Origin of the sequence: Couchioplanes caeruleus, assembly GCF_003751945.1 — a bacterium.
Classification (GTDB): domain Bacteria; phylum Actinomycetota; class Actinomycetes; order Mycobacteriales; family Micromonosporaceae; genus Actinoplanes; species Actinoplanes caeruleus.
This window is the reverse complement of record NZ_RJKL01000001.1, coordinates 3,903,904-3,924,649: the sequence shown is the minus strand read 5'-3', so window position 1 is coordinate 3,924,649 and position 20,746 is coordinate 3,903,904. Positions and strand designations below refer to the sequence as shown.

The following is a 20,746-nucleotide window of genomic DNA, read 5'->3' as shown; positions in this document are numbered from 1 at the left end:
GTCGACGAGCCCTTCACCGCGGCCCACGACGGGCCACAGCGGCAGGCCGTCGACGGGCCGGGCGTGGGTGCGGGTCAGTCGCCGGAAGAGCGCGACCGTCCGCGCGTGCCGAAGATCAGGGCGGCCGCGCCGGCGATCAGGAGGGCCACGCCGCTCAAGGCGATCACGTCCACCCGAGGTCCCGTGATCGGCAGTCCCGCGCCGGCACCCGCGGCCGCGTCCGATACCCCGCCGGGCACCGACTCGGGCGCCACGGCGGCCGCTTCCAGCATGCCCATGTCGAAGGCCAGTGCGACGCTGTCGCCGTACCCGGGCTTGGTGCGGCCCTCGGACGAACCGTGCGCGACCATCACGGAGAGCGCGGTCGCTCTCGCCGCGATGGCCCGGCCGCGTGCGGCCTGCCGGACGTCGCCGAGGGAGATCCGCACCTTGGTTCCCGATTCCACCGAGGGTGCGGTCTCCCGGTCCGGCTGGGCGACGTCGGGCACCCCGGGCACCTCCGGCAGGGGCAGCGGATTACCGGAATTCAGCACCTGACCGACGACCGGCATCTTGCCGACCAGCCCGGTGACTCCGGATTCGTCCCGTTTTCCGGCATCCTCGCTGTCGCCCGTACCGTCGTCGGCGCGGTCGCCGGCGCCGGCGGAGTCGCTCTCGCCCTTGCCGTCGACGGTGATCTCGACGGTGTCTCCGGCCGTGTCGAGCCGCTCGGTCTTGAAGCCCTGTCCGGACACCTCGATCACCGCGGGGGCATAGCGGACCTCCCCACCATCCTTGATGGACATGCTCGCCCGCAGCGACGGCGCCTTCACGATCTTCACGTGCACCGCGCCGTCCAGCAGGTCGAGGTCTCCGCCTCCCAGCCCGGCCGTGGCCACGGTGGTCGCGGTCGCGCCGCGCCCCTCCAGCTTCGTCGTGCTCTCGCTCTCGACCTTTCCGGGTATGCGGGCAAGCCCCGCGATCCCGGCCTCCCGCAACCGCGCCGCGGCCCGGGTGACCTCGCCGTCCGCGGCGCCGCAGGCCATGCCGGCCTCCCACCGGGCGTGCGTGGTGAGCCCGCCGGCGCCGAGGCTGAGCGGCCCGACGTCGGCGGCCTTGGTCGCCCGCCGTTCCGGCTTCGCGTTGGTCGGCGGGGCCTGCTGGTGCACGACCTCGGACAGCCCCGCGGGCTTGCCCCCGCCCTCGACGTCGATCATGCGTGCGACGGCCGCGGAGCTGATCTGCGCCTGGGCGACCATCGCGGACTTCGCCTCGCCGACGTTCATGTCCTGGTCGCCGGGCCGCTTGGACCCGGCGGCGAGGTGGGTCAGCCGCAGAATCTGACTTCCGGACTGCGCCGAGTATCGCTGTGCCTGCTCACAGGGTGCGGGTGCGGCGTCGGCGGGCAGCGGCACGAACAACATCCCGACGGCGCTGGCCACCCCACCGACGACGAGAGCCCGTCGGCGGTGGGTTCGGATTCCGCCTGTCGGCGCTGCGTCGCCGGCCGGTGAATCGCCGGCCGGCGAACCGGTGGCCGACCTCTCGGCGGCGGCCAGCATGCCGAGTCGCCACCCCCTGGTGAACATGACGATGGCAGGCACTCCGGTCATCCCGCGTTCCGCGAGCGGGACGTCCCGGGCCGAGCATTCAAGATCATCCGTTACGGGTACGGCACGCATCAAAGTCCTCCCCCAAGGATCGCCGCGACGAGCGGCTCTACGGGACTGCCCAACGAGGTTCGATGCGGGGGGTTGCGCGGATCTATGTACTTCTGTTCCATTTCGCACGCCTGGTCCGTCGCCGTAGGCTGGGTGCATGGGCATGCTGTGCGCGGTCAGCTTCACCCGGTACGGCCGTCTCTACTACCTCGACCCCGGCGAATTCTCGCCGCAGGTGGGCGACCGCGTGCTGGTTCCGACCGACGACGGGCCCGAGGTGGCGGAGTGCGTCTGGGCGGCGCAATGGGTCAGCGAGGACACCGACGGTTTCCCCAGGGTGGCCGGGCTCGCCGACGAGCACGACCTGCGCCGCGACGAACTCCTGAGAAAACGAAAGGCCGAGGCGAAGGTCGCGGCCAAGAAATTGATCAAGGCACACGACCTGCCGATGAAGGTGGTCGCGGTGGACCATGTCATCGAGCAGGGAGGCGCGGGCGGCAACCGCACGACCATCTACTTCACGGCCCCGCACCGCGTCGACTTCCGCTCTCTGGTCCGCGATCTGGGGGCAACCCTGCACTGCCGCGTCGAGCTGCGCCAGCTCTCGGCCCGAGACTCGGCCCGCGTCCAGGGCGGCATAGGCTCCTGCGGGCGCGATCTCTGCTGCGCCACGTTCCTGACCGACTTCGAGCCGGTCACCATCCGGATGGCGAAGGATCAGGACCTACCCCTCAACCCCCTGCGCATCTCCGGCGCCTGCGGACGGCTGATGTGCTGCCTGAAGTACGAGCACCCGCTGTACCAGAAGTTCCAGTCCTCGGCGCCGGCCGTGGGCAGCCGGATCACGACCCCGGAGGGCGACGGCCGGGTGGTCGGCCACAGCGTCCCGAAGGATGCGGTGGTGGTCCGCCTGGACGCCGACGGGTCCCGGTGCTCCTGCAGCCGGGCGTCGGTCTGCGGGCCCCGTCAAGCCCACGACGAGCAGTACAACTAGTCCACCACTATCGGCGGCTCGATGGCGCAGGCCCGCAGGGATGTGACCGGATGGAGCCAGGAGGAGTCCGGAGCGCCGTGCGGGTCCGCCTTCCACCGGTGGCAGATCTTGTCGACGCCCAGGGGGTGGATCGTCAGAGTGCCGTCCGCCGCGATGTGCATCCTGAGGAAGCTCTTCGAGTCCTCGATGCCCTGGCCCGCGAACAGCTCGTTGACGTTCACGTCGAAGAGGCTGGCGATCAGCAGATACAGCGTCAGGAGCTGGGTGGCCAGAAGCGCGATCACCGGCCCGTACAGAATGGCCGCGACGACCAGCGGGCCCGGCCAGGACCACTCGTGGAACGGCAGGCGCAACCACAGCCAGGAGCCGCCGGCGGCGAGCGCGATGTGGGCGAAGCCGTGCACCAGACCCAGAATCCAGTGCCGGGCATGTTTGTCCTGACTGGCCTCCGGTGGCTGGGCGAACAACACGGTGCCCAGCAGGATCAGCACCATCATGAAGACCAACGGGATGCTGAAGAGACGCTGGAAGATCCCGGCCTGCCCGGCGGCGCCCGCCATCGCCAGCATGGTCAGGGTCTGGATGATGCCCAGCATGGTCGCGAAGCCCGCGTTGCGCGCGGGGATCTTCCGGAAGGCTCCCCAGCTCATCCGGCGCGACTCCGAGAAGGTGGGAAACCGGGACGCCAGCGCGTACTCCCGGCTGCGGCTCGCGTTGCGGGTCAGCGTCTCCCTGGGAGGCACGATCAGCTTCTCCGGGAGCTGATGCGTCGCCAGCAGGTACGCCCCGCCGCCGCCACAGGTGATGAGCTCTCGGTCCTCGCCGGTGTAGCGCGCGTAGTGGTGTAGGTCGCCGGAGACGAGCAGTCGCACCTGCGCCCCGGTGGGGGCCAGAATCGTCCGGATGAAGTAGTCGACCGAGTCGTACGCTCCGGGCTTCTTCGCGGCCTTGACCCAGGTCGGCGACGGCGTCATCAGGATGATCCGGTCCGCGGGCCCGAGTCCGCCGGCCGCCTTCTCGAAATACACAAGCTGAGGATCGTCGATATACGCACCGAACTGCTCGTCGATCGCGAACAGCCACCAGTCGGCGGGCAGCTTCACGGCGAAGTACGACCGGCGTTGCTGGGTCCGCCACCCCCCGATGTGGCCGTCCTTGCGCCGGGCGAAGAGGCGCAGGAAGGCGGTCAACCCGTCGTACCAGTCATGGTTGCCGGGCAGGGCGAACAGCGTGGGCCGGGGCCCTGCGGCCGGCGGCTCGGGAAGAGCGGCCCGATACGGCCCCTTCATCCGGTTCTCGTACCCGTCGCCGTTGGCGAGCGGATAGACCTGGTCGCCGCCCATCACCAACATCTGGCCCCGCGGCAGCGTCCGGCCCCCGACCTCAAGACCCGGCTGCGCCAGCAGGTACGCCACCGAGTAGGTCGCGTCGAAGCCGTCACCGAGATCCGACACGTAGTCGAGCCAGAGCTCGCCGTCGGTCCCCGGCTGCTCGAACGACTCGCCGGGCAGCGCGTTCTGCAGCTCCCGCTTGTCGAGGTAGGCGCCAAACAGAATCGCCATCAGCGTGCGCAGGCCGGTGTTGAGCAGCAGCAGCGGCGCCAGCCAGCCCACCGGCCGCTGGGGAGTGAAGCCGAGCTCCTGGGGATCCATGCTGACCGGGCGGCGCGCGGTGGACGGCTCGGCCTCGGCGGACCCGGTGCGCGGGCGGCGCGGGGCGGGCTCTTCATCGGTCACGCACGAAGATTAGTCCGGATCCGGCGCGTCCAGGCCCACCTCGTGCGGAAGCGTCGGCGGCATGCCGTACACTCAAGGACCGTTGCCGCCTTAGCTCAGTCGGCTAGAGCGACGCACTCGTAATGCGTAGGTCGACGGTTCGATTCCGTCAGGCGGCTCAGGGTGATAGTGCCCCTGAGCTGGCGTTTCATCCGAGGCGCTGGCTCGGGGGCCTTCTCTTTCTTCGATGCACCTCCGCCCTGCGGGCGCGCTGCGGGCGCCCGAAGGCGTCTGACGGGGCACGATCAGAGCCGCCGCTTCTGCTGCCTCCACCGCGACTTCGGGTAGCACTGACGTATAGGTGTTCGCCGTGAAGTGCTCCGACGAATGCCCCAACATGGCCTGAATCGTCTTCATGGTCACACCGGCCGCGTGCGCGAGCGTTGCACCGAGATGGCGTAGATCGTGCAGCCGGATCGTGGGAAGCCCGAGACGCCGGATCAGGCGCTCGAAGTAGTCGGAAAGCCATCCCGGTGCGAGCCAAGAGCCGTCCTCGCGGGTGAAGACCCGACCGGTCTCGATCCACGCGTCCCCGGCGTCGATACGCGCCATGATTTGACATGTGCGGTGTCGGCGGAAGGTCTCGATGGACTCCGTGTCCAACGCGACGATCCGTGCGCCTGCTTCGCTCTTCGGGTCGCTCTCGTGAACCTCGCCCGCATACTCGATCAACTGAGTTGTCACGGTGATCGTCCCGGCGTCAAGGTCAACGTCTTCCCATCGCAGGCCGCACAGTTCGCCGCGACGTAGACCGCGAAACCGGAGACATGAAAGAGGCAGTACAGGCGGGTCTCCGCTGATCGCATCGAGGAAGCGGCCGAACTGCGCGGGGGTCCACACCATCACCGGAGACGGGCGAAGACCCGACTCCTGCCAGCGCTCGACCCGCGCGGCGGTCCACACCACTGCTGTTGGGCGCTTGACTGCATCGATCTCGACGTGTGCCGCCGGGTTGAAGGTGAGCAAGTTCAACGAGATCGCAACGTTCAACGCTGCACGCAGGGTGGCCTTGATGTGCTGTCGGGTAGCCGGCCCGGTCGTCCGTCTGAACGGCGGCATGGCCTCAATCGCTGATCGTGCACGTCGGCGGGCCTCACGTCCCTTGATCTTCGTCGGTTCTGCTATTGCGGCTCGTCGAAGGCGATTGCTCTCCTCAATTTCCATGTTCCGTTCAATGATCTTGTTGAACATCTCGCCGAGGTGGGTCACGTTCAGCGGTGCGTGAGCGGGGTGCGATCACGGCATCGGCAGCCTCGTAGAAGACCTTGACGCCAGGGACTGTGGGCACCGTGGGCCATCCTCCGACGGCGGCCCGGTCGGAATATTCATCCGGGCCCTCTTCGTACTCCTCCACGTCTTCGGCGAGAATCTTCGCGCCCTCCGCGTACAGCTCGCGAGCCGATACCCGGTGGCCAGGAGGGACACTTGCTAGCCAGAGACGGAGCCAATGCACGGCGTTCTCCGCCTCGCGGGCGCGGCGGGCGGCCCGTGAGGCGCGTTGGCGCTCAGTGGCCGTTGGTGGCGGACCCCTGCACCCTCCGGGTTTTCCCGTTCGCCTGGCCCGCCACTCCGCGCCCAACGCAACAAGGCTGTGGAGGACGGAGGACGATGGAATCCGAGCGTTGGATTGCACTCCTGCGACGTCCGCAGTGAAAGAAGGGAACTTTGAACGCAAAAGCCAGCGGCAGAGGACTCGGCTACGGACCAGTCCACACTGGGTTGCTTCGCCGAAGCGCACCAAGAGGCGCTCGGCGAGGAAGGAGCCGACCCCCTATAGGCCGCGATACAGCTCAAGCTGAGCGGCATCGGCGGAAGGAAGCTACGCCCGCGAAGAGAAGGCTTTCAACTGCAAACTTCACAACGCCGATGAGGAAGCGTCGATGCTCGCAGACCTCTCTAGGACGCTTCTTACCTCCGTCACCCCTCGCTTGTGGAAGGGTGAAAGCATCTGTCGCATCGTAGTCACGGTTTCTTTGGTCCGAGACGATTGAATGCCATTCATTAGATCCAGCGCGTTCGCCCAAGTATGACAAGCGCGCTCAACGTGACCACGATTGCATTGTGCTTCCGCAAGCCAAGCCGATGTCAGGGCGTATACGCGTGGCTTGGTGGTTGGATCGAGATGATAACGCAGCGTCTGAGTGAAGTGCTCCTCTGCGCCGGTGTAGTCTCCTAGATCGACCAGCGCCTTGGCGACATGGTTATGGAACTGGCTCGCGTTGGCACTATGCATTCCCGCCCACGTCGGGCGTTCCTCGTCACTTCTAGCCTGAGCCATCAGCGCTTCAGCCCGAGCAATGGTTTGGATGGTGCGGTGACGGTCGCCTTGCATAGCGTTAGCTTTCGCGAGGGTAAGCTCGAATATCGCCTCAGTGTGCTTGTCGACTTTGCCTTTAGCGCGACCGACAGCCGCTTCCGCCAGTGCTGAGCAATTTGTGACATGGCCCATGTCGTAGGCTTGGTGTGCCAGGATGCGCATTGCATAGGCGGCTTGTCCGTCGTCGCCGGAGTCCTTGGCGAGCTGGTATGAGTAGAGGTAGTACCGCTGCGCTAAGCCTTCCTTTTTCAGGTCATGAGCTTTCCAGCCCGATAGGTATGCCAGTTGCGCCGCCTCGCTCAATATGTCCTTGCGTACCGATGCGGAGCTTTGGGCGTGACAGTATGCCGTGACGTCTGTTGACAGATACTCAACAACCGCCGTACGCCCGAATCCCCCTCCCATCTTCTCGTCTGCACGGTTGAAAGCGGCGGTCACGTCGCGTACTGCGTCGACCTCTGACCAGCCGATCGTGCGACCTTGGGAGGCATGCTCGGCACGCTCAGCGATGGCCTGCTTGTAAGTCAAGGGAAGTAACAGCGCGCCGAGCGAATAGACCGCGCTGCTCAGAATCGTTCTTCTATCAACATCCGCCCGCCCCAGTGTTGCCAACGCCGCAACGGGGTCGTCGGGCAGATGGTTCAGATCATCGCTTTCCTCGACGGCGTATCCCATATCAAGTAGATGGACTCGACGTCCGAGGCGCCGGGAGAGAACTTCAGCGATATAGACGATGGTTCGCGGGTTCGGTCGTACACCCTTCAGCCAATGCGTCACGGATGACTTATTGGTGCGCAAGACCTCGCCATGCTCAGCGGCCACTTGGTTGACGGCACGGGCAAACGCCCCGTGCGTCATCCCTGCCTGAGTAAGTAGCTTCCGGAACTGCTCGTTGCCGTTCGCTACGTCCACGGGCATCACCCACTCTTGATCATGGTCCGGTTAAACCATTAAACCGCTAGCTGTGATCCAACTGTCGCGCTCATCGAGGGCTGCCGTCCAAACTACACGAGATCGACCAGCGCAGCCCGATCCGTCCGGTGCACCAAGGATCCCGTTGCTGATGCGCCACACCACCGCCGCGCGGCAAGATCGATGAGGAGTAGAAGCCGTGCTAATCGCTTCGTTGGTCTCAGGTGCGCTGCTAGTTGGCTTTGCGGTGGGGCTGTTCAGCTTCAAGATCAAGTCTCAGTGGTGCCCCACATATGGCGCAACGCTGACATGTCCAGACCCGACATACCACCATGACCCGCCGCAAGAGCTGAGGCTCGAACATGACACGCACAGCAACCCTTCCCCAGCGGACACCGGGCGCACAACTGCCGATCGATGCTCCACCGCGCTATGTGGGCCGCGCAAAAATCCCCTTACCTGAGGGTGTCAGGATCGACGACGCAGCCCATCTCACCATTCACGACCTGGAGCGCTTGCGTGACGCGATACGCGATTGGGACCTGATGGCCGGCTCTCCCACACCTCCACGGTCCGGTGAGGTGTACGCACTATCCGAAGAGAACTATCGCTATGGTGTTGGTCCGGTTCTCGTTCGCGTCATCAGCGTGAACGCCCTTCTGCCGTATCACGGTGAGCCGTGGTGGCAGGTGACCGCTGACTTCACTCAGGGCACGCCCGAACGGTTCTCCCCAGAATGGCGACCCGTCGAGTTCTACCTGCGCGCTGAGGGTTTGGCATCCGCATGCATCCGTCAGCAACCTTAGGCCTCCGCATCTGTACGCGGAAGCGATACCAGGGAGTCGCTGAGCGAGATTAGGCATCACTGGACACCACAACAATGTGGTTGTCCGCCATCCATACCTCTATCCTCGCGAGGGAAGGTAGTGCGACATGGCGAAGCATGACACCACGGGCGACGGTCACAAGAAAGGTATCGACCCCTCACGTATCACCAAGCCCAAGGATGACCGCGGCAAGCACTCGGGCGGAGATCAAGGTGGCAAGGGAGGCAAGAAGTAGTGATCCCCGAACACGCGCGTCTAGTCCAAACCCTTTCCGACGAGGGCGTGCTACCAAATGAATGGCGTTCAGCATTCGAGAACGTACCCCGGCACCTGTTCGTGCCGGATCAGGCATGGCTCATCGGGAACGGCCGAACCTGCATCGATAGGTCCGCCGACGAGGCGGGATGGCTAGCGGCGGCCTACTCGGATGAACCGATCATCACCCAGTGGGACGACGGTTCCTCATCCAGTGAGAAGCCGGGCGCGGCAGCCACAAGTTCGCTGTCGATGCCCACCATCGTGGCAATCATGCTGCGAGAGTCGCTGATCAGCGACGGCATGAAGGTGCTAGAGATCGGCACAGGTAGCGGCTGGAACGCGGCACTCCTCGGCGCCCGGCTCGGAGACGACAACGTTTACACGATCGAGGTGGACTCGGCGGTCGCCGAACGTGCCCGGGACAACTTGGCTAAGTCAGGTAGGAAGGTTGTCGCCGCAGTCGGCGACGGAGCTAACGGGTTCCCTGAGCATGCGCCCTATGACCGGATGCTAGCGACGCTCTCTGTATCGACCGTGCCGAGAGCGTGGATCGAGCAGACCAAATCCGGCGGGTACATCGTCACGCCTTGGCGAATCCCGCTGCTGAACGGGCTCCTTCTCCGGTTGCAGGTGAACAACGATGGCACGGCCGCCGGCCGTTTCATCAACACGGCTGTGTTCATGCCGATGCGCTCCCAGCGCCCGTCGACCGACGACGTACCGATCGAGCTGGACGCGCCCGTCGAGGAAACATCGACAGACCCCCGCGACCTGCTCAACGACGATCATGCTCAATTCGTGATCGGTCTGCTCGTGCAGGAGTGCTACGAGTGGACCGAGACGACAGACCAGGGGACGGTTCAACGGTTGGACGATCCTTCGTCCGGCTCTTGGGCCACAGTTACCGCCGACGACACAACTAGCGGGCGGTATGAGGTTCGTCAGGGCGGACCGCGTCGGCTTTGGGACGAGATCGTGTCGGCTCACGAGTGGTGGCAAGGGCAAGGCAGCCCGGTTTTCACTCGCTTCGGTGTGACCGTCGATCAGGACGGGCGACGTCTATGGCTGGACGAGCCCGGCAACGTGGTGCCTCCGGCGCTGTAGTCCGCTGTACGGCCCGCTGAGAGCAAAAGAGACCCCGGCGTCGTCTCTCGCTCCGAGGCCTCGCTGTGTCGCGTGCCGACATCGCCCTGGTGGCCGCCGTCGGGGCACTGCGCGGTGCCCTCGGCACCGCAGGGATGCGGTCGGGCCGCCGCCTGCGCGAGGTCTAGCGCACGACAGACCGGGGCCGTGGGTGGGATGACGATTCCGCCCACGGCCCCGTCTCCGTTGTGCCGACTATGGATCGTGCCCGTGCAGGTCGCGCAGGACCGGTGGTTGGTCGGGTCTGTCGCACCCGCCCAGGGGAACGCACTGTCACCTACGCGACAGATGATCGGCTACCGGTCCGCCGTCAGGCGGCTGCCGACCTGTTCAGCGCCCATCTCCGAAGCTTCGGGTTTGGTTCACACGCGCCGATCAACGGACGTCGCCGCCACACCATGACCGCCTTCATGGTGTGGCGGCGCTGCTGTCTTCCGGAGTGGTTCCAGGTGGGCCGCCCCAGCCCGGACGTGCGTCTCCGGCCGGGCTCGTGCCGCACGGCGTCCGGTTGGCCATGTCGGCTGGTGTGCGTGACAGTTCCTGTCATGCGGCCGACGGGGTCACCGGTGTGTTGGCGCCCGGCTGCGACGGTGGGTGGAGGGGGAAGTGCAGCAGGATGCGGGTGCCGGCGCTGTCGCAGGTGATGGTGACGTCGTGGCAGACACGCCGGATCAGCCATAGTCCGCGGCCGTTGCTGCTGTCAGGCTCAGGGCATGGCGGGTGACGCAGGTTGGTGGCGATGCCGGGGCCTTGATCGCTGATCTGGCAGCTGAGGCGGTCGGCGTGTTGCCAGAGGTGGACCTTGCCGCGGCCGCCGCCGTGGCACACGGCGTTGATCACGGCCTCGTGGACTGCCAGGCAGAACACGAACACCGCCAGATCGTCGAGCCCGGCCGCGCGGGCGCAGCGCTCGACGGCGCGGCGCAGGCTGGTCACCGATGTGGCGTCGAAGGAGCAGGTGAGCAGGGCCGTGTCCGGGACCGACGGTGGTGCGGTGCCCTGGCCTGGGGAAGGTGACTGGAGTGTCACGGATGTTCGCCTCCTCGCGTGCAAGCGCTAGCCGGCTGCATCGGGGTTAGGGAATGGTTCCGAGTTCTGTCGGCAGTTGGTCGGGCTGGCCGGTCCGGCGACGCCGTGAACCGTGGGCGCACGGTGCCGTGGCGGCGTGACGGTGCACGGGCGTGATCATGACTGCGTTGCGGCCGTTGCGGCCGGTTAGCGAGAGTCCGCCGGAGTGTGCTGCCTGATCCGCGGTCAAGGGGCGGAGGCGAGCAGCAGACCGGACTGGGCCAACGCCGATGCGCCGCTGCCGCCGATGCGGGGCGGTGCGACAGTCCATGCAGTCCGTCGGCAACCGTGGGGCGCGCTGAGGCGGGGTTCCGCGGCATGCGCGTGGGAGTCCATACAGGGCCACGAGACCTCCCGGCGGGCACCTGGACACCAAAGGGGTCGGTGCGCCACCGGGTCTCTGGGGCAGCGGTTGATCGCTACGGCCTGCTGTCGCGGCCCGTGCCGACAGTCTAGCGACTCGGCGTTGCCGACGCAGCACCCTATGTGCCGTATTCAGGGGCTTCCGGGCTCCGACCGACAGCGGCGCCGCCGTGTGCCAATATCCGTACTGGTGGCGGCACCGGCGTTCAGGGCGCGGTCATCGGCGTAGGGTGATGGTGTTGGACTCGTTCCGGTGACTCGGTCGTACTCGATCTAGCATTCCCGTATTGCTCCCGATCCAGGACGAGTGTCTGTACGACACTCGCTGATCGGAGGGCTCTGATGAGCCAGCCTTCGCTTCGCACTGCCCGGGGTTCGACAGTCACCACACGGTGGGCGTCATGACCGGGCCGGTGCCGGAGAACGGACAGCATCATGACCTGGTGGCCCGGTTGGTCGCGGTATTGCGCGCCACGGGCGGCACCGCAGCGGTGTGCACAGCCTGCCACGCCGTGATCCCGACCGTCGACGGAGTGGGCCTGACCCTGTTCACCACGCACGCCCGGTTCGTCCTCGGCGCCACCGGACCGCTCATTGAGCAGATCGAGGACCTGCAGATCTCTCTGGACCAGGGGCCATGCCTGCACGCCGTCCACCACCGCGCCCCGGTCCTCGTCGACGACCTGACACCCACCGACCCACGCTGGCCGGCGTTCGCCAGCCACGCACGCCGGCGCGGCGTCGCGGCGATGTTCGCGTTCCCGGTGCTGCTCGATGACCACCCGGTCGCCGTGCTCGACCTGTGCCGCACCACCGCCGGCCCCCTGTCCGACACTGACCGCCGACAGGCCACCGTCTACGCCGCCGCAGCGGCTGTGCTGCTGCGCGCCGACGCCGACGCCGACCACGGCGACGGCGCGGTGGTATCGGCCAGCGCGGCCCGCACCCAGCAGGCCACCGGAATGGTGATGCACCAGGCCGGCATCGACGCCGCCGCCGCGCTGCACCGGCTACGCACCCACGCCTTCGACCAGAACCAGGATCTCGCCCAAGTGGTCACCGACGTGCTGACCCGCCGGCTCCGCTTCGACCCCACCCCCGGCTAATGACCCCCCCCGACCCGGCCGGACCCGCCAGGCCGCCTGAACCGCCCCGCGAGCAACGCATCGCCGAAGCGTTCGTCGCGCTCGCCGACAGCCTCGCCGACGACTTCGACCTACCCGACTTCCTGCACCAACTCACCACCCACTGCCTGGACCTGCTGCATACCGACGGTGCCGGGGTCATGCTCGCCGACCCCGACGGCCGGCTACGGCTGCTGGCCTCCTCCAGCGAACGGGTCCGGCTACTGGAACTGTTCGAGATCGACGCCACCGACGGCCCCTGCCTGACCGCCTACCACAGCGGACACACCACCGAACACCGCGACCTGAGCATGCCCGACCCCCGCTGGACACGGTTCACCACGCGCGCCCGCCACGACGGCTACCGCTCCGTCCACGCCATCCCGATGCGCCTACGCGGCGAAGTCATCGGCGTGCTCAACCTCTTCCACACCGCCACCGGCCCGCTGGACGCCACCAGCCAGTCTCTCGGCCGGGCCCTCGCCGACATCGCCACGCTCGCCCTGCTGCAGCGACGCACCATCAACCAGCACCGCTCCCTCGCCGAGCAGCTCCGGACCGCGTTCACCACCCGCCTCGACATCGAACAAGCCAAAGGGCTACTCGCCGAACGCCTCAACATCGAGCCCGACGAAGCATTCGAACGCCTCCGCCAACACGCCCGCGCCACCAACACCAAACTCGCCCACCTCGCCCGCGACATCACCGCCGGGCGTACCACCCTCCCCGAAACAGCAAAGAACCGCCCGACACGGCCAGCACCCCAGACCCGCCACCCCACTGAACCAACCGAACGGCAGCCATAGAACCCGACGCCACAGCACCCGCCTGGACGAACTATCGCCGCTGCGGCCCTCCAGCAGCACACCCACCCCCGCCCCGGCGGCCTCGGCGTCGGCCTGCACCTCTCATCAGAAATCCATCGACGAACCGACCAGCAGGCCGTCAACTCCGGCCTTTGCACGCCGGCCATCGCCGTGCGCAGTCCCGCGCTGTTCGACGGCGGCTCGCTGGCCTCCCTCACCATCCGCCGCTCCGACGATCAGCCGGGACGCTGGCAGCTCGGCGCCATCGGCCACGGCTCCGACGGCGAACAGCTCGCCACCCGCGTCGTGGAAGAGATCACGGTCTGGGATCCCGACCGCACGGCCGACCCTCGCCTGGTCGCCTACCCGACCGGCACGATCCCGCTCACCGACCTGCCCGGCAAGGTCATCGTCAGCCTGAGGTCCACCTCTACCTCGCCTACCATCTGCCCTGACCACACCATCGTGCCGACGAGACCACCACGGGCCAGCCGGGTTCCCGAGTCAGGTTGGAAACACCGAAGGATCCACAGTCCCGGCAGGCTCTGGGCGGGCGAGCAATGCCGTGCTAGGCGCTGCGGGTGCCGTCCGGCGGTGATTCAGCGGCCGGCTGGTAGCCCAGTGACGGTGCCGTCCGGGTGAGGGTCAGCAGGTAGTCCACGGCAGGGGACGCGGCGCTCACACGTACGGCGCGGCCCGCTGCGGCGGTCTGCGCGCTTACGTGCAGCAACAGCCGCAGGCCGGCGAGGTCACAAAAGTCCAGGCCGCTGAGGTCCAGGCGCGCCTGCGGCGCCGGAGACCGCTCGAGCAGGGCTGTCAGCTGGGTACGTGCGGTCTCGGCGGTGGTGATGCTCAGCTCACCGGTCATCGTCAGGGTGAGCACTCCGTCTGCTGCCGTGTCTGCGACCACCCACAGACCGGCGATGGGATCCGACGCTTGCATCCTGTGGCTCCCTTGCGGATCGGTGCCGACGGCCTTGTCCGGCGGCGGGCATAGCCCTCAGCAGTTCGGAAATCGTGGCATGCTCACCGCCGGCGTTTCACCCCTCTGGGTGTCAGTCAGTGGGGCCCGGCTACGCCGTCGAGCAGGGCGGTCGCGGTGTCGGTCAGCGAGAGGCCGGTCTCAGCGGCCCGGAGCCGTAGTTGCCGGTAGGCCTCGGCGGGGCTGTGGTTGTCACGGGCCATGAGCACACCGGTGGCTTGTTGGATGGTGGCCCGCACGGTCAATGCCTGCGTCAGACCGGTGAGGAGTTGCTGAGCGCCGGCGTCGATCCCGCCCGGTCGGTCGGTGGCCGGTGGTGGCTGCCCGGTGTAGACGGCGCGGACGGCGGCGATCAGCGGGGCCATGGTGGCGGTGTCGCGGCCGTAGAGGTTGAGTACGGCGATCGGTTTGCCGCTGCCGGCGAACAGTGGTATCGACAGTGAGGCGTGCAGGCCCAGCCCGTGCGCTGCACGGTAGAAGCCTGGCCAGGACATGATCGCCGCGATGTCGGACACCCCGACCGGTGCGGCTTCCTCCAGGGCATGGAGACAGGGCCCGGCCTTGTCGGCGTACTGCGCCTGGTCGACCGCCCGTGCGAGGTCGCTGCTGGCGGCCACTGTGGTGTAGCCCTGCCCGCGCCATGCCGTGATCGACGCATAGTCGACGGCGGCGAGCGTGTCGACCGCCAGCCGGACGACCTGGGCCAGATGGGCATCGATGATCGAAGCGTCGTCGGCCGTTGCGGCCAGCGCGACGAGGGTGTCCGCCAGCGAGGCCGATGCCGACCCGTTGGGAGTATCGGGCTGCTGTGCAGTCGGCATGGCTAGCCTTTCTCATCGCGGGCCGCACCGGGTGCCCCGCACTCGCGGTGGATTGGCCGCAAGGCGAACGTAGCGGTAGACCTCGTCGGTCTGCCGGCCGGACAGCGCTTATCCGCGCTCGCGCGGCACCGGTGCCGACAGTTGGTAGCGCAGCAGCAGTCGGGCGCCACCCGTGGGGGCGGTGGCGATGGCAAGATCATCGGCGGCTTGCTCGATGAGCCAGAGGCCGCTGCCGCTGCCGATGCCGTCGGGCACGACAACCGGCACGGTGACGTCCGTCGGCAGGCCGGGGCCGTCGTCGCTGATCTCGCACCACAGGCTGCCGGCGTGCGACCAGAGCCACAGCCGGCCGGAGCCGCCGCCGTGGCCCACGGCGTTGACGGCCGCTTCATGCAAGGCCAGCACAAGCTTGTACCGCACGTGTTCGGGCAGGCCGGCGGCGGTCAGCCGGCGGCTCACCACGGCGCGAAGCGCGGCGAGGGTGCCGCGGTCGAAGCGCCGGACCAGCAGTACCGGATCGGTGATCGTATCGACATCGGCGCGTTCGTTGGCGGGATCGCCGTCCAGGACGGCGTGGGCGATCTCGCCCAGCGGCTGGCCGACGCGTGCGCTGTGCCGCAGCAGCTCGTCCAGAGCGGTGTCGATGTCGATGTCCAGGCGTTCGGCGACGAGCCCCTTGGCGCGCTCGATGAGCACTCTGCTGTTCAACACGTGTCGCAGCTGTTCGCCGAGGACCCGCCGTTGCGCCAGCGTGCGATGCTGCAGCAGGCCGACCGTGGTCACGTTGGCCAGCGCCTGCCCCAGCCGGATGTCGTCGCCACTCAGCGCACCGGCCTGCTCGCGGAGCAGCGCGAGCACGCCGATGACCTCGCCGCGCAGGCGCATCGGTAGCGCGTACATCGAGCGGAATCCGGCGGCGTGGGCCTGCCGGGCGAACTGCGGCCAGCGCCCGCCGGCCCTGTCCGGGTCCAGGTCCAGGACGGCCACCAGCTCGCCGGTGGCGAAGCAGTCCGCGCACGGTGCCACTTCGATCTCGAACAGCTCCAGCAGCCGGCCGTACTCCGACGACGCCGCCGTCAACCGCAGCACCCCGTGCTGGTCGGCCACCATCACCCCGGCCAGATGCACATCCAGCAGCTGCGTGCACCGCCCGGTGAGCAGGCGCACGAACTCCACCACGTCGATGTCGGCGACCAGTGTGTCGGACAACTCCAGGAACGCCTCGGCAACCGCCTGCTCCCGCGACATATTCACCTCGCACCATCTCTGTCACCGGCACCGCGGCCCGGCTCACCGTCAAGTTGATCGAAGCGCAGCCGACGGGCCACCACCTCAGCTGCCACCGCGTCCAACTCGCGCTCCGCGGCGAACGCGTACGCGCGCAGCCGCGCGAACGCTTCCTCGACTCCCACCTCGAGCTGGGCGCTGACCATGCCGGTGGCCTGGTGCACCACCGCCCGCTGCGCCAGGTAACTCCCGCCACCGCCGCCGTAGTCGCCACTGCGGTCACCGTTGGGTAGGGCCTCGGCCAACAGCAGATCGGTGACCGCGTCGGCGAAGTCCAACGCGTCCGCCAATTCCTGGCCGGTCAGGGCGCCCGGGCTGTCGCGGTACAGATCCAGCACCCCGACTCCCAGCGTGCCGGCGCGCAAGGGCAGCGCGAACACCGCGCGCGCCCCGGCCTGCAGCGCCGCCCCGGCGAACGCAGGCCACCGCTCACGCCACGCCGCTGCCTGTAGATCTTCGGCCAGCACCGGGCCACCCGTGTCGAAGGCATCCCGGCACGGGCCCTCACCGAGCAGCAGCTGCAGGTTCTCCACCCGCTCGCTGACCAGGTCACTGGCATAGCGCACCTGCTGCGCTGTGCCGGTCATCACCGCCACACTCACACCCTGGATGTCGGGGAAGTGCGCGACACACGCCCGACACAACACGTCCACGTCCGGGCCGTGGGCCGCCACCAGCCGGTCCACCCGGGGCCGTCGGCCATCGCTATCCACCACGACCACGGCCAGCCCGGCTGTTGTGCATACACCGATCGGTCACCATGACGGAGACCTCCGACCCTGCCCGGGGCAACCGCACGAATTCGAACCCGGCATCACAAGAGCCGGCATCCCACCGAAACAGCACCACCCGCATCTATGGCAGATCTGCCCCCACCTTACCCCCGGTAGCCTCCGCCACCCCGGCTCACCGCTGCCGACCCCAACACCAACCTTCCCGAAAGAGTGACCCGCACCTGCTGCGTACGGGAGCGGACGGCGTGGAAGTCGTCGCGGGCCTCGCCAGGCGCAGCACTCTGTTCGGTGCCTCGGCAGAGCGCGGGCCGCAGACGGGCGTCGGGATAGCAGCCGGCCCCTGCGCGATGGCCTCCGGGGGCGGCGAGATCGCTTATCGGCAGCGCTTACCGCCGCTCGTTGCGCGGCGATGCGCCGCCCGGGGAACCCCCGTTTACCCCCGAAAACCACTGCCAACGGTTGACCGGCGGTGGCAAGTGGAGATCACTCGGTCGCGACGTTTGCGCAGGTCAGCGCCGGTTTGAATCGCCCCCCGATAACGCCTGTGGGCGATCAGGTTCGGCATGTCCCCGACGGGGCGTCGGCCCGCCGTCTGCCGGCGTCATCCCGCCCATGATCGCTGTGTCCGGGGTTGGTGGTTGCTCGTCTACCGCGGAGTTGGTTCAGTCTGTCCGAGCAGCCGAGCGAGGCGGCAGTGGACGCCACGAACGGTGAGGGCGACACCCTGGGCGAGAAGGTGGGTGGTCGGGTCGCCGCACCCGCGCAGGGAAACGCACTGTCACCTACGCGACAGATGATCGGCTGCGGTCCGCCGTCACGCATGCAAGTCCGCTCTCCGTCGGGGTCGAGCACGACGAGGTCGGGGTGGTGGGTGGCCGCGGCGTGCAGGCTTCGGCGCCGTCGGCGGCGGTGACGACCCCGTACTGCCGGGCGTGCAGGTTGATCCGCAGGGCACGCAGGATCTGGGGCTCGTCGTCGACGACGAGGATGCGGGTCATGTCGCGGCTCCGGGGAGGTGCTCGGCGGGTGCGCTGACGGGCAAGCTCAGGGCTAGGACGTTCTCCGGCTCGCCGACGATCCAGCGGTGCAGTAGGTCTTGCCCACACCCGGAGCAGCGCCGAGGTACAGGCGCAGCTGTCCACGCATCACATTGCCCTCCTGTCTGCCGCCCGCCCGCGTCCCTTGCACTCACGGTACGGTCACCCGCCGACCGCGTGCGCCGGTCCAGGGCGATGTTGAGTTCCGGGACGTTCATGCCCGCCTCGCCGAAAGAGCCCAGCACCCGGCCAGTTCCTTGATGATCTCCCGGCTGGCCGGTCCCGCGTCGGCCTGCAGGTACCACCCGATACGCAGTACCTAGCGGGTGGCCTGGATTTTCACGCGATTTCTACGCCCAACGCTTGGGCGGAAAGGCGCCAAGGCGCCGAGAATTGTCCCGGCCTGGCAGGGCTGGCAGCGCGGTAGCCACGCGGCCGTGGCACGAGCACCGTCGGCATGACGGACGGGGACGGGAAGATCTTGATGGACGCCGAGCACGCCGGCGGGAACACCGACACGGTGCGGGCGGCTGACGATTTCGTCGTGCCCGCGGTGGTGGACTCTGCGGCCCGGGCACCGCTTCCCACCCGGAGGCTGACCGGGTGGCTGCTGCGCCACCGGGTGCAGCCGGTCGGGCCGGCCGCCGCGGAGGCGCACGGCGAGCACCACGCCTGGTGGAAGGTCATGTGCCTGACCGGGGTGGACTACTTCTCCAGCCTGGCCTACGTACCGGCGATCGCCGTCGCCGCGGCCGGCGCGGTGTCGCCATTGGCGACGCTGCTGATCGTCGCGTTGACCCTGTTCGGGGTGCTGCCCATGTACCGGCGGGTGGCCCGGGAGAGCCCGCACGGCGCCGGATCGGTGGCGATGCTGGAGAAGCTGCTGCCGTTCTGGCGGGGCAAGCTGTTCGTGCTGGTCCTGCTCGGCTTCGTCGCCACCTCCTGGATCATCACGATCACCCTGTCCGCCGCCGACGCCGGCGTGCACGTGGTGGAGAACCCCTACCTGCCGGGCTTCCTGCACGGCCACGAGGTCGCCCTCACGGTGGTGCTGCTGCTGGTCCTGGGCGGCGTGTTCCTGCTCGGCTTCAGCGAGGCGGTCAGCGTCGCCATCCCCCTCGTGGCGGTCTTCCTCGGCCTCAACACCGTGATCATCGGTGTCGGCGTCGCCGAAGTGATCACCACGCCGGGGGCGTGGGCGACGTGGGTCGACGCGCTGGGCCAGGTCGGCGGCGGCGGCGGTATCGGCGGCCTGCTCGGACCGGCGGTGTTGGCGTTCCCGCTGCTGGTACTCGGTCTGTCCGGCTTCGAGACCGGGGTGAGCATGATGCCGCTGGTCGCCGCCGACGGCGCCACCGCCGAGCAGCGGCTGCGCGCCCGCATTCGCAACAGTCACAAGCTGCTGACCGCCGCCGCGGTCATCATGAGCGGATACCTGCTGTCGGCCAGTTTCGTCACCACCCTGCTCATCCCGGCGGAGGAGTTCGCGCCGGGCGGTGAGGCCAACGGTCGGGCCCTGGCCTGGCTGGCGCACGAGCATCTCGGCGAGGCGATCGGCACCGCTTACGACATCTCCACCATCCTGATCCTGTGGTTCGCCGGCGCCTCCGCCATGGCCGGTCTGATCAACATCGTGCCCCGCTACCTACCCAGCTACGGCATGGCGCCGGAATGGGGCCGGGCCGTACGACCGGTCGTGCTGGTCTACACGGCGATCAGCGTGATCATCACGGTCGCGTTCGGCGCCGACGTCAACGCCCAGGCCGGCGCGTACGCCACCGGCATCCTGGCCATGATGGTCTCCGGCGCCTTCGCCGTCACCATCTGGGCGCACCGCCACCGGCGCCGCATCGCCGTGGTCGGTTTCGGGCTGCTCACCGCGGTGCTGCTGTACGCCCTGGTCGAGAACATCATCAAGAAGCCGGACGGCATCTCCATCTCCGGCATGTTCATCGCCGGGATCATCACCGTCTCGCTGATCTCCCGCGTGGCGCGCACCACCGAGCTCCGCGCCGACCACATCGAGCTCGACGACGCCGCGCGCCGATTCGTCACCGACACGATCGCCCACGACGGGGAGATCAACCTCATCGCCAACCGCCGCCAGGCCGGCGACGCCACCGAGTACCGGCTCAAGGAGCGCGAACAGCGCGGCGACAACCCCGTGCCCGGCCCCGCCGACGTCATCTTTCTTGAGATCGACGTCGTCGATCCGTCCGAGTTCAGCAACACCCTCGCCGTGCGCGGAATCGAGGTCGACGGACATCGGGTGCTGCGCGCCGAGGCGCCCGCGGCACCGAACGCCATCGCCGCGATCCTGCTCGCCCTGCGCGACACCACCGGAGTCCGGCCGCACTGCTACTTCGCCTGGGCCGAAGGCAGCCCTCTCGTCCACATGATCCGCTACTTCCTCCTCGGCCGCGGCGACACCGCACCCGTCACCAGAGAAATCATCCGCAGACACGAACCCGACCCGCACTGCCGCCCAGGCATCCACGTCGGCTCCTGACCGCGCTCCCGGTGCAACACGGCGTGACGGTTCCTGAGAACCGCCGCCGGGCGCCGCCGACACTCGTCGGGCACCAGCCCCAGCCGCGGCTGCGTGTACGACTTCACCGTGACCGCCTCAGGCGGCACCCGGCCCACGGTTCACCGGCC

General features: G+C 68.1%; 15 protein-coding genes, 1 tRNA gene and 2 pseudogenes. 8 read left to right on the top strand and 10 right to left on the bottom strand.

All coding sequences use genetic code 11. The features are described 5' to 3' along the window. Nucleotides 1-74: 74 nt before the first annotated feature. Nucleotides 75-1,592 carry a hypothetical protein gene (locus tag EDD30_RS17460; protein ID WP_071805465.1) on the bottom strand — a complete coding sequence of 506 codons (1,518 nt, stop codon included), beginning with the start codon at nt 1,590-1,592 and terminating at the stop codon, nt 75-77. 205 nt (nt 1,593-1,797) lie between these two features. Here EDD30_RS17460 and EDD30_RS17455 point away from each other — a divergent pair, with 205 nt between their 5' ends. Next, complete coding sequence (locus tag EDD30_RS17455) at nt 1,798-2,634, top strand: PSP1 domain-containing protein (RefSeq protein ID WP_071805463.1); 837 nt, start codon at nt 1,798-1,800, stop codon at nt 2,632-2,634. Here EDD30_RS17455 and EDD30_RS17450 read toward each other — a convergent pair. Continuing rightward, entirely contained in the window at nt 2,631-4,370 is a 1,740-nt protein-coding gene (locus tag EDD30_RS17450) for a metallophosphoesterase (protein ID WP_071805462.1), read from the bottom strand. The genes EDD30_RS17455 and EDD30_RS17450 overlap by 4 nt on opposite strands. Before the next feature lie 84 nt (nt 4,371-4,454). On the opposite strand from EDD30_RS17450, the gene EDD30_RS17445 reads away from it, so the two are divergent. Then, nucleotides 4,455-4,528 (top strand) — tRNA-Thr (locus tag EDD30_RS17445). Nucleotides 4,529-4,709: 181 nt separating this feature from the next. Here EDD30_RS17445 and EDD30_RS40655 read toward each other — a convergent pair. Both EDD30_RS40655 and EDD30_RS38310 read right to left on the bottom strand, forming a co-directional pair. After that, nucleotides 4,710-5,252: pseudogene (locus EDD30_RS40655) on the bottom strand (site-specific integrase); the annotation flags it as partial. Between the two features lie 1,012 nt (nt 5,253-6,264). Beyond that, on the bottom strand, nt 6,265-7,638 hold the full coding sequence (locus EDD30_RS38310) for an NsdA family TPR-like regulatory protein (protein WP_143162681.1): 1,374 nt from the start codon (nt 7,636-7,638) through the stop codon (nt 6,265-6,267). Nucleotides 7,639-8,000: 362 nt separating this feature from the next. Here EDD30_RS38310 and EDD30_RS38305 point away from each other — a divergent pair, with 362 nt between their 5' ends. From EDD30_RS38305 to EDD30_RS17435, 3 genes are all read left to right on the top strand, one after another. Then, nucleotides 8,001-8,444: a hypothetical protein gene (locus EDD30_RS38305; protein WP_143162680.1), complete on the top strand. Its 444-nt coding sequence runs from the start codon at nt 8,001-8,003 to the stop codon at nt 8,442-8,444. Between the two features lie 127 nt (nt 8,445-8,571). Continuing rightward, nucleotides 8,572-8,700 carry a hypothetical protein gene (locus EDD30_RS41480; protein WP_280526151.1) on the top strand — a complete coding sequence of 43 codons (129 nt, stop codon included), beginning with the start codon at nt 8,572-8,574 and terminating at the stop codon, nt 8,698-8,700. Next, entirely contained in the window at nt 8,700-9,827 is a 1,128-nt protein-coding gene (locus EDD30_RS17435) for a methyltransferase domain-containing protein (protein WP_143162679.1), read from the top strand. Before EDD30_RS41480 ends, EDD30_RS17435 begins: the two co-directional genes overlap by 1 nt. A 582-nt stretch (nt 9,828-10,409) precedes the next feature. On the opposite strand, the gene EDD30_RS17430 is transcribed toward EDD30_RS17435, so the two are convergent. Beyond that, nucleotides 10,410-10,895 carry an ATP-binding protein gene (locus EDD30_RS17430; protein ID WP_123678338.1) on the bottom strand — a complete coding sequence of 162 codons (486 nt, stop codon included), beginning with the start codon at nt 10,893-10,895 and terminating at the stop codon, nt 10,410-10,412. An 803-nt stretch (nt 10,896-11,698) separates the two neighbouring features. Between EDD30_RS17430 and EDD30_RS17425 the strand changes: the two genes are divergently transcribed. Then, on the top strand, nt 11,699-12,403 hold the full coding sequence (locus EDD30_RS17425) for a GAF and ANTAR domain-containing protein (RefSeq protein WP_123678337.1): 705 nt from the start codon (nt 11,699-11,701) through the stop codon (nt 12,401-12,403). Beyond that, nucleotides 12,403-13,227: a GAF and ANTAR domain-containing protein gene (locus EDD30_RS17420; protein ID WP_071806528.1), complete on the top strand. Its 825-nt coding sequence runs from the start codon at nt 12,403-12,405 to the stop codon at nt 13,225-13,227. Before EDD30_RS17425 ends, EDD30_RS17420 begins: the two co-directional genes overlap by 1 nt. 568 nt (nt 13,228-13,795) lie before the next feature. On the opposite strand, the gene EDD30_RS17415 is transcribed toward EDD30_RS17420, so the two are convergent. The 5 genes and pseudogenes from EDD30_RS17415 to EDD30_RS17395 form a co-directional block, all read right to left on the bottom strand. Next, the gene (locus EDD30_RS17415; RefSeq protein ID WP_071806530.1) at nt 13,796-14,170 is read right to left on the bottom strand and encodes an STAS domain-containing protein; all 375 of its coding nucleotides are present in this window, start codon (nt 14,168-14,170) and stop codon (nt 13,796-13,798) included. A 116-nt stretch (nt 14,171-14,286) separates the two neighbouring features. After that, nucleotides 14,287-15,030 carry a GAF and ANTAR domain-containing protein gene (locus EDD30_RS17410; RefSeq protein ID WP_071806532.1) on the bottom strand — a complete coding sequence of 248 codons (744 nt, stop codon included), beginning with the start codon at nt 15,028-15,030 and terminating at the stop codon, nt 14,287-14,289. Between the two features lie 108 nt (nt 15,031-15,138). Continuing rightward, nucleotides 15,139-16,278 (bottom strand): ATP-binding protein, encoded by a 1,140-nt coding sequence (locus tag EDD30_RS17405; RefSeq protein ID WP_071806533.1) that lies wholly within the window; start codon nt 16,276-16,278, stop codon nt 15,139-15,141. A gap of 2 nt (nt 16,279-16,280) precedes the next feature. Next, nucleotides 16,281-17,030, bottom strand: a complete 750-nt coding sequence (locus EDD30_RS17400; protein WP_071806537.1) for a GAF and ANTAR domain-containing protein — start codon at nt 17,028-17,030, stop codon at nt 16,281-16,283. Nucleotides 17,031-17,894: 864 nt separating this feature from the next. Continuing rightward, a pseudogene (locus tag EDD30_RS17395) lies at nt 17,895-18,049 on the bottom strand (response regulator); the annotation flags it as partial. 523 nt (nt 18,050-18,572) lie between these two features. Between EDD30_RS17395 and EDD30_RS17390 the strand changes: the two are divergent. Next, nucleotides 18,573-20,597: an APC family permease gene (locus EDD30_RS17390; RefSeq protein WP_211277848.1), complete on the top strand. Its 2,025-nt coding sequence runs from the start codon at nt 18,573-18,575 to the stop codon at nt 20,595-20,597. Nucleotides 20,598-20,746: the final 149 nt, after the last annotated feature.

Bases quoted from the DNA above. Each gene is read 5' to 3' on its own strand.
- EDD30_RS17405 (WP_071806533.1), bottom strand. From the start codon at position 16,278: ATGTCGCGGGAGCAGGCGGTTGCCGAGGCGTTCCTGGAGTTGTCCGAC.
- EDD30_RS17425 (WP_123678337.1), top strand. From the start codon at position 11,699: ATGACCGGGCCGGTGCCGGAGAACGGACAGCATCATGACCTGGTGGCC.
- EDD30_RS17460 (WP_071805465.1), bottom strand. From the start codon at position 1,592: ATGACCGGAGTGCCTGCCATCGTCATGTTCACCAGGGGGTGGCGACTC.
- EDD30_RS17390 (WP_211277848.1), top strand. From the start codon at position 18,573: ATGGACGCCGAGCACGCCGGCGGGAACACCGACACGGTGCGGGCGGCT.
- EDD30_RS17415 (WP_071806530.1), bottom strand. From the start codon at position 14,170: ATGCAAGCGTCGGATCCCATCGCCGGTCTGTGGGTGGTCGCAGACACG.
- EDD30_RS41480 (WP_280526151.1), top strand. From the start codon at position 8,572: ATGGCGAAGCATGACACCACGGGCGACGGTCACAAGAAAGGTATCGAC.
- EDD30_RS38305 (WP_143162680.1), top strand. From the start codon at position 8,001: ATGACACGCACAGCAACCCTTCCCCAGCGGACACCGGGCGCACAACTG.
- EDD30_RS17420 (WP_071806528.1), top strand. From the start codon at position 12,403: ATGACCCCCCCCGACCCGGCCGGACCCGCCAGGCCGCCTGAACCGCCC.
- EDD30_RS17410 (WP_071806532.1), bottom strand. From the start codon at position 15,030: ATGCCGACTGCACAGCAGCCCGATACTCCCAACGGGTCGGCATCGGCC.
- EDD30_RS17455 (WP_071805463.1), top strand. From the start codon at position 1,798: ATGGGCATGCTGTGCGCGGTCAGCTTCACCCGGTACGGCCGTCTCTAC.